This is a genomic window from Micromonospora sp. NPDC050695 (genome assembly GCF_040654415.1).
Classification (GTDB): Bacteria; Actinomycetota; Actinomycetes; order Mycobacteriales; family Micromonosporaceae; genus Micromonospora.
The window spans coordinates 110,665-122,270 of the sequence record NZ_JBFAHZ010000017.1; the positions used below are offsets into that span (position 1 = coordinate 110,665).

12 protein-coding genes are annotated in these 11,606 nt (G+C 74.8%); 8 read left to right on the forward strand and 4 right to left on the reverse strand.

All coding sequences use genetic code 11. The features are described 5' to 3' along the window. Nucleotides 1-28 precede the first annotated feature (28 nt). The 3 genes from AB0H52_RS16015 to AB0H52_RS16025 all read right to left on the reverse strand — a co-directional run bounded on the left by AB0H52_RS16015 (nucleotide 29) and on the right by AB0H52_RS16025 (nucleotide 2,376). Complete coding sequence (locus AB0H52_RS16015; protein WP_151490924.1) at nucleotides 29-796, reverse strand: polyprenol monophosphomannose synthase; 768 nt, start codon at nucleotides 794-796, stop codon at nucleotides 29-31. A 135-nt stretch (nucleotides 797-931) separates the two neighbouring features. Beyond that, nucleotides 932-1,933, reverse strand: coding sequence for an SDR family oxidoreductase (locus tag AB0H52_RS16020; RefSeq protein ID WP_151490923.1), 1,002 nt, complete (start codon nucleotides 1,931-1,933; stop codon nucleotides 932-934). A gap of 2 nt (nucleotides 1,934-1,935) precedes the next feature. Beyond that, nucleotides 1,936-2,376, reverse strand: a complete 441-nt coding sequence (locus AB0H52_RS16025) for an SRPBCC family protein (RefSeq protein ID WP_151490922.1) — start codon at nucleotides 2,374-2,376, stop codon at nucleotides 1,936-1,938. A 259-nt stretch (nucleotides 2,377-2,635) separates the two neighbouring features. On the opposite strand from AB0H52_RS16025, the gene AB0H52_RS16030 reads away from it, so the two are divergent. Genes AB0H52_RS16030 through AB0H52_RS16065 form a run of 8 tightly spaced genes read left to right on the forward strand, consistent with a single transcriptional unit; the run spans nucleotide 2,636 to nucleotide 11,098 of the window. Continuing rightward, on the forward strand, nucleotides 2,636-4,195 hold the full coding sequence (locus tag AB0H52_RS16030; protein ID WP_192580340.1) for an HAD-IIIA family hydrolase: 1,560 nt from the start codon (nucleotides 2,636-2,638) through the stop codon (nucleotides 4,193-4,195). Continuing rightward, nucleotides 4,192-5,166 carry a glycosyltransferase gene (locus AB0H52_RS16035; RefSeq protein WP_151490920.1) on the forward strand — a complete coding sequence of 325 codons (975 nt, stop codon included), beginning with the start codon at nucleotides 4,192-4,194 and terminating at the stop codon, nucleotides 5,164-5,166. The genes AB0H52_RS16030 and AB0H52_RS16035 overlap by 4 nt, the downstream gene beginning before the upstream one ends. Then, nucleotides 5,151-6,368, forward strand: coding sequence for a glycosyltransferase (locus AB0H52_RS16040; RefSeq protein ID WP_151490919.1), 1,218 nt, complete (start codon nucleotides 5,151-5,153; stop codon nucleotides 6,366-6,368). Before AB0H52_RS16035 ends, AB0H52_RS16040 begins: the two co-directional genes overlap by 16 nt. Beyond that, complete coding sequence (locus AB0H52_RS16045) at nucleotides 6,365-7,024, forward strand: SIS domain-containing protein (protein WP_151490926.1); 660 nt, start codon at nucleotides 6,365-6,367, stop codon at nucleotides 7,022-7,024. Before AB0H52_RS16040 ends, AB0H52_RS16045 begins: the two co-directional genes overlap by 4 nt. Before the next feature lie 16 nt (nucleotides 7,025-7,040). After that, nucleotides 7,041-8,495 carry a PfkB family carbohydrate kinase gene (locus AB0H52_RS16050; protein ID WP_151490918.1) on the forward strand — a complete coding sequence of 485 codons (1,455 nt, stop codon included), beginning with the start codon at nucleotides 7,041-7,043 and terminating at the stop codon, nucleotides 8,493-8,495. After that, nucleotides 8,492-9,181: an SDR family oxidoreductase gene (locus tag AB0H52_RS16055; RefSeq protein WP_151490917.1), complete on the forward strand. Its 690-nt coding sequence runs from the start codon at nucleotides 8,492-8,494 to the stop codon at nucleotides 9,179-9,181. The genes AB0H52_RS16050 and AB0H52_RS16055 overlap by 4 nt, the downstream gene beginning before the upstream one ends. Next, the gene (locus tag AB0H52_RS16060; RefSeq protein WP_151490916.1) at nucleotides 9,178-10,131 is read left to right on the forward strand and encodes a glycosyltransferase family 9 protein; all 954 of its coding nucleotides are present in this window, start codon (nucleotides 9,178-9,180) and stop codon (nucleotides 10,129-10,131) included. The genes AB0H52_RS16055 and AB0H52_RS16060 overlap by 4 nt, the downstream gene beginning before the upstream one ends. Then, complete coding sequence (locus AB0H52_RS16065; protein ID WP_151490915.1) at nucleotides 10,115-11,098, forward strand: DNA topoisomerase IB; 984 nt, start codon at nucleotides 10,115-10,117, stop codon at nucleotides 11,096-11,098. The genes AB0H52_RS16060 and AB0H52_RS16065 overlap by 17 nt, the downstream gene beginning before the upstream one ends. A 170-nt stretch (nucleotides 11,099-11,268) precedes the next feature. Here the strand turns inward: AB0H52_RS16065 and AB0H52_RS16070 are convergent, their stop codons facing one another. Next, the gene (locus AB0H52_RS16070) at nucleotides 11,269-11,436 is read right to left on the reverse strand and encodes a helix-turn-helix domain-containing protein (RefSeq protein ID WP_357948143.1); all 168 of its coding nucleotides are present in this window, start codon (nucleotides 11,434-11,436) and stop codon (nucleotides 11,269-11,271) included. Between the last annotated feature and the right edge of the window lie 170 nt (nucleotides 11,437-11,606).

The window sequence follows — 11,606 nt, forward strand, 5'->3', positions numbered from 1 at the left end:
AGAGTGGGGGTGGGGGTGGGGGTGGGTTTTAGCGGGTGATGTTGCGGTGTTTGTTGCGGAGGCGGAACGGCATCAGGGCGCTTTCGATCTTGGTGGCGGTGGTCATCTTGGACTCGCCGTCGCGCCGCTCCTCGAAGCGGATCGGCACCTCCAGGATCGTGTGCCCGAGCTTGGTGGCCAGGTAGTGCATCTCCACCTGGAAGCTGTAGCCGTTGGACTGCACCCGGTCCAGGCCGATGTCGCGCAGAGCGTCGGCGCGCCAGATCTTGAAGCCGGCGGTCAGGTCGCGGATGCGGACCCGCAGCAGGGTGTGCACGTAGAGGTTCGCCCAGCCGCTGAGCGCACGCCGGTACAGCGGCCAGTTCTCGTCCAGCTCGCCACCGGGCACGTACCGGGAGCCGATGACCACGCCGGCCTGGGTGGAGAGCAGGGCACCCAACATGCCCGGCAGCGCCTCCGGCGGGTGCGACAGGTCGGCGTCCATCTGCGCCACGTACTCGGCGCCACCGTCGAGCGCACGCCCGATCCCGTCCACGTAGGCCCGGCCCAGGCCCTCCTTGCCGGCCCGGTGCACCACCTCGATGCGGTCCGGGTGCTCGATGGCCAGCTTGTCGGCCACCTCGCCGGTGCCGTCGGGAGAGTTGTCGTCGGCGACGAGGACGCGCAGCCCCGGCAGCGGCAGCGCGAGCAGCCGCTCGACCAACGCCGGGAGGTTGCCCGCCTCGTTGTAGGTGGGCACCACGACGGTCAGGCGTGCGTCCCGCCACGGCGACGGCAGCTGCACGGGCTCGATCATGTCGGACATCCTCGGTTTGCGGACAGGGCTACCTGAGAGGGTATCCAGTTGCCCCGTCGGAGTGGAAAACGCTCCCCTTCCGGGCGTTGCGGACGAGGTCGTGCCATGCCGACGACCGCCCGCACCCGGGTCGGGTCAGCGCAGACGCCGGGCCACGGCGGTCAGGGCAACCGCCACACCGGCGAGCGCGAGACCGGACAGCGCCGGCTTGTGGGTGCCGACCCACAGCGCTGCCGAGCGGTCCCGCGCCCGGTCCGCGAACACGCCTGCCGCACCCCGGTCCCGGTCCTCGTCGCCGGGGTGGTCGAGGTTGTCTCGCCAGGCGGTGAGGTCGATCTTCTCGCCGGTCTGCTGGCTGTCGTACCCGTCGCGGGCCAGCTTCCGGTCGAGCAGGCCGGGGATCAGGATGTCGCCGAGTCGGGCCCGCCAGGTCGGGCCGCCGACGTTGAGCTCCCGGGTGCCGTGGTCGGCGGCCCAGACGATCGCGCGGGCCGCCAGCTCCGGTGCGAAGATCGGCGGCACCGGCTGCGGATGCCGGGGCAGCCGGGTACGGACCCAGGAGAACTGCGGCGTGTTCACCGCGGGCAGCTGCACCATCGACAGCTTCACCCCCGGGCAGTCGTGCAGCAGTTCGGCCCGCAGCGAGTCGTTGAACCCCTGAACGGCGTGCTTGCTCGCGCAGTAGGCCGACTGGAGCGGGATGCCCCGGTAGGCCAGCGCGGAGCCCACCTGCACGATGGCACCCCGCCCGTGCGCGCGCATGTGTCGCAGCGCGGCCAGGGTGCCATGCACGGTGCCCAGGTAGGTGACCTCGGTGACCCGACGGAACTCGCGTGCCGGTATCTCCCACGCCGGTGCGAACACCGACACCATGGCGTTGTTGATCCACACGTCGATGCCACCCCACCGGTGCACCACGTCGTCGGCGGCCTGCTGCACCGCGCCGGCGTCCGCCACGTCGACCCGGTAGACGCGCACGTCGGCGGCACCGCGCAGCCGACAGTCCCGCTCGGCGGCGGCCAGGCCCGCCTCGCCCCGGGCCAGCAGGGCCAACCGGGCGCCCCGGGCCGCGTACGCGTGCGCCACCGCCCGGCCCACGCCGGCGCTCGCGCCGGTCACCACCACGGTCTGCGTCACGGTCACCCCTTCTGCCGCTTGGCGATGTCGGAGAGCCGTTCGAGGGTCTCCCTGTTGCGCATGTGCAGCACCAGGTCGTTGACCTTGTTGCGCACCCAGCGCAGCGGGCCGGCGGCGAAGTCCTCCCCGAGCCGGACCCGGGTGGCGCCGTCGCCGACCGGTTCCAGGGTGAAGGCCACGACGGCCTCGCCGGCCGGCCACAGACCGGCCCGCAGCACGAGCCGGTGTGGCGGTTCGCAGACCAGCACGGTCGAGGCGTCCTGCAACGAGAACGGCCACGGGCCGGCCCGGTGGTGCAGCTGACTGCCCACCCGCGGCCACGCGTCGTCGACGTCCCGCACGTGCGCGGTGCCCACCACCCAGTCGCTGTACGTCCACCCGTCGGCCAGGACGGCGAAGACCTGCTGCGGGGGAGCGTCGATCACTTTCTCCACAATCGCCACTGGGCTCACATACCCGCGTCATGCTGGGGCCTAACGACCCGCGGGTTAGCTTCTCCGGAGTGGCGGGTAAGGCCGATCCGGGGCGCCGCTGGCGGTGCTGGCCCACCGCGCCGGCCCGACGTTTACTCCTCCGGGCGCAGGGAACCCGCCGGCTGTGCGACAGGACCAGGAGGATCCGGATCAGCGCAGGTCAGCCCGGGTGTACGCCGGTGCTGACCGGGCCTTGTCCGGGCATCCTCGGGGGGTCCTGTACGACGCGGTGCTGCTCGACCGGGACGGCACCCTGATCGAGGACGTGCCGTACAACGGTGACCCGGAGAAGGTGCGGCCGGTGCCGGGCGCGCGGGCGGCGCTGGACCGGTTGCGGGCGGCCGGCCTGCGCCTGGCGGTGGTGACCAACCAGTCGGGCCTGGCCCGCGGCTACTTCAGTGACGAGCAGATGCGGGCGGTGCACGCCCGCGTCGAGGAGCTGCTGGGCCGCTTCGACGCGTGGCTGGTGTGCCCGCACGACGACGCCGACGGGTGCGACTGCCGCAAACCGGCTCCCGGCCTGGTGCACGCCGCCGCCCGGAAGCTGGGCACGAGCGCGTCGCGGTGCGTCATGGTCGGCGACATCGGCCGGGACGTCGCCGCCGCTCTGGCCGCCGGTGCGGCGGGAGTGCTGGTGCCCACGCCGGTGACCCGGCCGGAGGAGATCGCCGCCGCCGGATGGGTGGCCACCGATCTGCCCTCGGCGGTCCAGGAGATCCTGCGCCGCCAGCAGGCGGTACGGCCCGCGCCGGTCGATCAGCGGGTGGGGACGGCGCTGGTGGTGCGTTCGGACTCGGCCGGGGACGTGCTGGTCACCGGCCCGGCGATCCGCGCTGTCGCGGCCGGCGCGCAGCGGGTGGTGCTGTTGTGCGGCCCGCGCGGACGGGCCGCCGCCGAGCTGCTGCCCGGCGTCGACGAGATCATCGAGCATCCGCTGCCGTGGATCGACCCGACTCCGGCGCCGGTCGACCCGGCCGCCGTGCGTGGCCTGACCGCGCGCCTCGCCGCCGTCGGCGCGGACCAGGCGGTGGTGTTCACCTCGTTTCACCAGTCGGCGTTGCCGCTGGCGTTGCTGCTGCGGATGGCCGGGATCGGCCGGATCGCGGCGATCAGCGACGACTATCCGGGCTCCCTGCTGGACATCCGGCACCGGGTGCCGGTGGGCGTCCCCGAACCCGAACGCGCGCTCTCCCTCGCCGCCGCCGCCGGCCACCGGTTGCCCGACGGCGACGAACCCGTTCTCCGGCTCCGGTCGGACGCCGTGCCGCCGCGCCCGGCGGATCTCGGTGACCCCGGGTACGTGGTGCTGCACCCCGGCTCGGCCGCGTCGAGCCGGGCCTGCCCGCCCGAGCTGGCGACCCGGATCGCCGGTGCGCTGTCCGCCGCCGGGCACCGGGTGCTGGTCACCGGTGGCCCCGACGAGCGTGCGGTCACCGCCCGGGTCGCGGCGGCCGGCGGCACCGACCTGGGTGGCCGGACCGACCTGGCCGGGCTGGCCGCGATCGTGGCGGACGCCGGTGCGGTGGTGGTCGGCAACACCGGGCCCGCGCACCTGGCCGCCGCCGCCGGGGTGCCGGTGGTGAGCCTCTTCGCGCCGACCGTCCCGTTCGGACAGTGGGGGCCGTACCGGGTGCCCACGGTGCGGCTCGGTGACGCCGCGGCGCTCTGCCGCGACACCCGGGCCGCCAGCTGCCCGGTCGCCGGGCATCCGTGCCTGAGCGGCGTCCAGCCGGCCGAGGTGGTCGAGGCGCTGCGGGTGCTCGCCGTCCCCGGTGGTGGCGGCCGATGAACGTCCTTCTCTGGCACGTGCACGGCTCGTGGACCACGTCGTTCGTGCACGGCCGGCACCGCTACCTGATCCCCACCACACCCGATCGCGGTCCCGACGGCCTCGGTCGGGCCCGCACCTACCCCTGGCCGGACAGCGCCGTCGAGGTCACCCCCGAGGAGTTGCCCACCACCGACGTCGACCTGGTCATCCTGCAACGGCCCGAGGAGATCGACCTCGCCGCGCGGTGGCTGGGCCGCCGTCCGGGCCGCGACGTGCCCGCCATCTACGTCGAGCACAACACGCCGAAGGGCGACGTGCCGAACACCCGCCACCCGATGGCCGACCGCGACGACCTGCTCATCGCCCACGTCACCGGGTTCAACCAGATCTTCTGGGACACCGGCACCACCCGCACCACCGTCGTCGACCACGGCATCGTCGCTCCCGCCGCATCCTACACCGGTGAGCTGGACCGGCTCGCCGTGGTGATCAACGAGCCGGTCCGGCGGGGCCGGGTCACCGGCACGGACCTGCTGCCCCGCTTCGCCGAGATCGCGCCGCTGGACGTGTTCGGCATGGGCGTCGCCGGCCTCGCCGACCACCTCGGCCTGCCCGCCGACCGGCTCACCAGCCACGACGACGTACCCCAGGACCGGATGCACGCCGAGCTGGCGCGCCGGCGCGCGTACCTGCACCTGTGCCGCTGGACCTCGCTGGGGCTCAGCCTCATCGAGGCGATGGCGATCGGCATGCCGGTCGTCGCGCTCGCCACCACCGAGGCGGTGACGGCCGTTCCCCCGGAGGCGGGGGCGCTGGCCACCCGGACCGACACCCTGCTCGACGCCGCCCGCCGGTTCATCGCCGAACCGGAGGCCGCGCGTCAGGCCGGCGTGGCGGCACGGACCGCCGTACGGGACAGATACGGCCTCGACCGTTTCCTCGCTGACTGGGACCGGCTGCTGGAGGAGGAAGTATGCGGATCGCGATGATCTCGGAGCACGCCAGCCCGCTCGCCATCCTCGGAGGGGAGGACGCCGGCGGCCAGAACACGCACGTCGCGGAGCTGTCCGCCGCGCTCGCCGCCGCCGGGCACGAGGTGCGGGTCTACACCCGCCGCGACGCGCTCGACCTGCCGGTGACGGTCCGCAGCCCGGACGGGTACGACGTGGTGCACGTACCGGCCGGCCCGGCCGAGCCGGTGGCGAAGGACGCGCTGCTGCCGCACATGCGGGAGTTCAGCCGGTGGCTGGTCGAGCGGTGGCGTGGCGGCGACTGGACGCCCGAGGTCATCCACGCGCACTTCTGGATGAGTGGCCTCGCCGCGTTGACCGCCGGCCGGCAGACCGGGGTGCCGGTGGTGCAGACGTACCACGCGTTGGGCACCGTGAAGCGCCGCTACCAGGGCGTGCAGGACACCAGCCCGGCCCGGCGGATCGCCTACGAGCGGGAGTTGGGCCGCTCGGTGGACAAGGTGGTCGCGCAGTGCCGCGACGAGGTGGGTGAGCTGGTCCGGATGGGGGTTCCCCGGTCCCGGATGACGGTCGTGCCCTCCGGCGTCAACCTCTCCACGTTCGCCCCGCTCGGGCCGGCCGCCGACCGGGAGCCCGGCCGGGCCCGGATCCTGACCGTGGGTCGGCTGGTCGAGCGCAAGGGCTTCCAGACGGTGGTCCGCGCGATGGCGCTGGTCGGTGACGCCGAGTGTGTGGTGGTCGGCGGCCCGCCCGAGGGGCTGCTGGAGACCGACCCGTACGCCCGGCGGCTGCGGGCCCTGGCCGAGTCGTGCGGGGTGGCCGACCGGGTGCACCTGGTCGGCGCGGTGCCCCGCGAGGAGATGGGCCGCTGGTACCGCTCGGCGGACCTGCTCGTCGCCGCCCCCTGGTACGAGCCGTTCGGTCTGACCCCGCTGGAGGCGATGGCCTGCGGGGTGCCGGTCGTCGGCACCGCCGTGGGTGGCATCCGGGACACCGTGGTCGACGGGACGACCGGCGACCTCGTGCCGGCGCGGGATCCGCGGGCGCTGGCCGCCGCCATCCAGGGGCTGCTCGATGACCGGATCCGGCGCTTCGCGTACGCCACGGCGGCGCGGGAGCGGGCCCGGTCGCGGTACTCGTGGGCGGCGACCGCGGAGCGGCTGGCGGAGGTCTACGGCGAGGTGGCCGCGGTGCGCCGGCCCACCCGGGTGGTGGCCTGATGCCGGCGGGCAGCCTGCTCGACACCCACCTGACGAACCTCGCCGCGGCGCTGGTGCCGTACCGGCAATGTGAGCCGCTGGTGGCGCGCTGGGGTGCCGAGCTGGCCCACCGCCTGGCGGCCGGCGGCCGGCTGCTGGTCGCCGGCAACGGTGGCAGCGCCGCCGAGGCCCAGCACCTCACCGCCGAGTTGGTCGGCAAGCTGCACGACGACCGGCAGCCGTTCTCGGCCATCGCCCTGCACGCCGAGACGAGCGCGGTCACCGCCATCGCCAACGACTACGGCTACACCGACGTCTACGCCCGGCAGGTCCGTGCCCACGGACGGCCGGGTGACGTGCTGCTCCTGCTGAGCACCAGCGGCGCCAGCGAGAACCTGCTCGCCGCCGCGCTGGCCGGCCGCGACGCCGGCCTCACCACGTGGGCGCTCACCGGACCGGCCCCCAACGCGCTGGCCGACGCGTGCGACGAGGTGCTCGCCGTGCCGTCGGCCGACACCCAGGTCGTCCAGGAGTTGCACCTCGTCACGAGTCACCTGATCTGCGAGTACCTCGAACAGGAACTGCCCGCGCCGGCTGCCGCCGTCACGCCGTCCCCGGTTCGGACCGGGGTCGAGGTGGTGCTCGACGGCGGGACCGGACAGCAGGTCGACGCGTGAGGACGAGGAGGACAGCGTGAGGGGACCCGTGGTGGTGGTCGGGGACACCCTGCTCGACCGGGACGTGGAAGGGGTGGTGAACCGGCTCTGCCCGGATTCACCGGTGCCGGTGCTGGACGAGACGGCGGCCACCGACCGGCCCGGTGGCGCCGGCCTGGCGGCCGTCTTCGCCGCCGCGCAGGGCGCCGAGGTGGTGCTGGTGACCGCGCTCGCCGACGATGCCGGCGGTGCCCGGCTGAGCGCGTTGCTCGCCGCCGCGGGTGTGCGGGTGTACCCGCTGCCGCTGTCCGGGGCGACTCCGGAGAAGATCCGGCTGCGGGCCCGGGGCCGGGTGCTGCTGCGCCACGACCGGGGCGGTGTGCCCGGCGAACCGGGCCAGCCCTCCGACGAGGTGTTGCGGGTGATCGGCGCGGCGTCGGCGGTGCTGGTCAGCGACTACGGCCGGGGAGTGGCCCGGCAGCCGGCGCTGCGCGACGCGTTGGCCGCCACCCGCGCACCGGTGGTGTGGGATCCGCACCCGCGCGGCCCGGCCGCGGTGCCCGGCGTGCACCTGGCCACCCCGAACGAGTCCGAGGTGCGGGAACTGGTCCCGGCGCTGCCCGGGACGTCCCGGCTGGCCGCCGCGTCCCGGGGCGCACAGGGACTGCGCCGACGCTGGCGGGCCGGGGCGGTCGCGGTGACCCTGGGCGGGGACGGCGCGCTGCTCTGCCACGCCGGGTCGACGCCGCTGGTGGTGCCCACGCCGGGCAGCGCCGAGGGGGACACCTGTGGTGCCGGCGACCGGTTCGCGGCAGCCGCCAGCCTCGCGCTGGCCCAGGGCGCGCTGGTCTCCGAGGCGGTGCAGGTGGCGGTCGCCGAGGCGTCCGCGTACGTGGCCGGCGGGGGAGTGGCCGCGGCCCTGCCGCCGCCGGTGGGGACGCGCCGCGAACCGGTACGCGCCGGTCTGGCCGGCCCCGGCGGTGACCGGGTCGGCATCGCCCCGGTCGCCGCGCTGCTCGCCGAGGTACGCGCCGCGGGCGGCACGGTGGTGGCGACCGGCGGTTGCTTCGACCTCCTGCACGCCGGCCACGTGGCCACCCTGCAGGCCGCCCGGCAGCTCGGTGACTGCCTGATCGTCTGCCTCAACTCCGACGCCAGTGTGGCCGGGTTGAAGGGGCCGGACCGGCCGGTGATGTCCGAGGGTGACCGCGCTCGCCTGCTCGCCGCGCTGAGCTGCGTGGACGCGGTCATGATCTTCGACGAGCCGACCCCCGAGGCGGCGTTGTCCTGGCTGCGGCCGGACATCTGGGTCAAGGGCGGGGACTACGCCACCGGCGGTGGGGACACCACGAGCCTGCCCGAGGCGGAGGTCCTGCGCCGGTGGGGCGGGAACACCGTGGTGGTGCCCTACCTGGACGGTCGGTCGACCACCGACATGATCGCCCGTTCCGTCGCGCCGACGCCGACGCCGACGCGGGAGGGGGTCCGATGACCGGCACCGGTCCGAGTGTCCTGGTCACCGGCGGCTCCAGCGGGCTCGGCGCGGCGGTGGTCGCCGCGGTGGCCGCGTCCGGTGGCCGGCCGCTCGTGCTGGACCGGCAGCCGCCGGCCGACGGGGTGTCCTGGACCGAGTGCGACCTGGCCGACACCCGGGCCGCCGAGGTCGCCACCCGGCACCTCGCCGAGCAGGCCGGGGGCCTGGACGCGGTGGTCACGGCCGCCGGCATGGACGTGCCGGGGCGGCTCGCCGACGTGCCGGGGGAGACCTGGGAACGGATCGTGACCGTCGACCTGCTCGCGACCGCCGCCGTGATCCGGGCCGCGCTGCCGTTCCTGCTCATCTCCCGGGGGCGGGTCGTCACGGTCGCCTCCACCCTGGGTGTCAAGGCGGTCAGCGACGCCACCGCGTACTGCGCGGCGAAGTTCGGCGTTGTCGGCTTCACCCGCGCCCTCGCCGCCGAACTCGCCGGCCAGGTGGGCGTGACCCTGCTCATTCCCGGCGGGATGCGGACCGCGTTCTTCGACGAGCGCGACCCGGCGTACAAGCCGGGGCCGGACGCCATCCTCAACGACCCGGCCGACACCGCGGCCGCGATCATGTTCGCGCTCAGCCAGCCGGCCGGCTGCGCGGTTCGTGAACTGGTGGTCTGCGCCGAGCAGGAGACCTCGTACCCGTGATCCTGGTCCTGCGCGCGCTCGGCGTCGGTGACCTGGTCACCGCCGTGCCCGCGGTGCGGGCGCTGCGGGCCGCGTACCCCGGTCGGGAGCTGGCGCTGGCCGCGCCGGCCTGGCTGGCCCCGCTGGTCGACCTGGTCGGCGGCGTCGACCGGCTGGTGGACACGTCGGGGTTGGACCGGCCGGTCCGGGTCGGGTCGGCGCCGCGGGTCGCCGTCAACCTGCACGGGCGCGGCCCACGGTCACACCGGCTGCTGGCCGCCACCCGACCCGCCCGGCTGCTCGGCTTCGCCAGCGGCGACGCCGGCTTCTCCGACGGCCCCCGCTGGGTCGAGCAGGAGCACGAGGTGGACCGGTGGTGCCGGCTGTTGTCCTGGTACGACATCCCGGCCGACCGCGCCGACCTCGGCCTGCGCCGGCCCGCGCCGAGGGGCCTGCCCACCGGCGCCACGCTGCTCCATCCGGGCAGCAAGATCCCGGCGAAGCGGTGGCCGGCCGAGCGGTTCGCGGCGCTGGCCCGTGCGCTCACCGACCAGGGGCACCGGGTACTGCTCACCGGGTCGGCCGACGAACGGGCTCTGGCCGTGCGGGTGGCCGACGACGCCGGACTGCCCTCCGACGCGGTGCTGGCCGGCCGGACCGACCTCGGCGCGCTCGCCGCGCTGGTAGCCGACGCCCGGCTGGTGGTCAGCGGGGACACCGGCGTGGCGCACCTCGCCACCGCGTACGGCACCGCGTCGGTGGTGCTGTTCGGGCCGGTGCCGCCGGCGCGTTGGGGGCCGCCGCCGGACCGTCCCCGGCATCGGGTGCTCTGGGCCGGCGAGGGGGATTGGCCCAGGTGGGACGGGGTAGGAAGCCATCCGACGTTGGCCGCTCTGCGCCTCGACGAGGTGCTGGCGGCCGTGGCTGAGGTGGAACGGGTGGTGCGGGTCTCCGGTGCGATTGCGGCGTAGCGATCCGGGCCGGCCGGGATACGGGCGTCGCCGGCGCGGCAGGGGTTGGCTCTTTCTCGACCCGAGCGGCGCGCCGGTCCGCGACGCCGACGTCCTGGCCCGGCTGCGCGAGCTGGTCATCCCGCCGGCCTGGCAGAACGTCTGGATCTCGCCGTACCCGAACGGGCACATCCAGGCGACCGGCATCGACGCGGCCGGGCGCAAGCAGTACGTCTACCATCCACTGTGGCGGGAGAAGCAGGACGAGGCGAAGTTCGACCGCATGCTGGAGGTGGCCCGGCGGCTGCCGGCGCTGCGGGAGCGGGTGGGGCGGGACCTGGACGGCCGGGGACTCGGTCGGGACCGGGTGCTGGCCACGGTGGCCCGGCTGCTGGACATGGGGATGTTCCGGGTCGGCAGCGACCAGTACGCGGCCGGCGACGACCCGACGTTCGGGGTGTCCACCCTGCGTCCCGAGCACGCCCGGTCGCGGGGCGGTTGTGTGGTCTTCGTGTTCCCCGCCAAGGGCGGCATCGAGCAGGTGCGCCGCATCGAGGACCCGGAGCTGTGCCGGGTGCTGGTCAATCTGCGGCGTCGCCGACGGCAGGCGGACCGGTTGTTCGGCTACTGGGACGGCCGGGAGTGGCGTGACGTGCGCAGCGACGAGGTCAACGGCTACCTGCGCGATGCCAGCGGCGGGGAGATGACCGCCAAGGACTTCCGCACCTGGCACGCCACCGTGCTCGCCGCGACCGAGTTGGCGACCGTCGGTCTGGCCCGCTCGGTGACCGCGCGTCGTAGGGCGGTGGCGGCCGTGATGCGCGAGGTCGCCGACCTGCTGGGCAACACCCCCACGGTGGCCCGGACGTCGTACGTGGACCCGCGGGTCGTCGACCTCTACCACGACGGGGTGGTGGTGCCGGTCGAGCCGGGGGCGCCGCGCGAGGAGGCCGAGCGGATCGTGCTGGCGTTGCTGGAGAAAGCCTGACCGGCCCCGCCAACGATCCTGGGGGGAGACTGACGGGACCGGGGTCTCGGCCGGTCGAGGCTGGCACCGGGCGGCCGCCCGCCGCCGCTGGCGGCGGGCGCCTCGCCACGGCCCCCGTTGGCGGCCTCGCACGGGCCCGCTGTGCGGGCGGTGGTCGGTCGCGTTGGGTGTCAGTCTGCCCGCCGGGAGTTGACCGTGGACGCCGGGCGGTTGACGATCCGTGCCGGATCCGAGGTGGATTCCCGGTACGCCTGGGGGCTGGTGCCGTACGCGGCCCGGAACACCCGGCTGAAGTGGGCCTTGTCGGCAAACCCCCACCGTGCGGCGATGGCCTGCACGGGCTGGGCTCGCAGGGCCGCCTCGCTAAGTGGTCCGAGCCGGAAGTCCGTCGGGGGTTGATGGGTGACGGGTGCGGTCAGGGTCCGGGTGTGATGGTGCCGATGTGGATGTCGTAGACGAAGTCGAAGGCCTCTTCAGGACTGCCGGTGAGCCAGATCTGGTTCTCGTA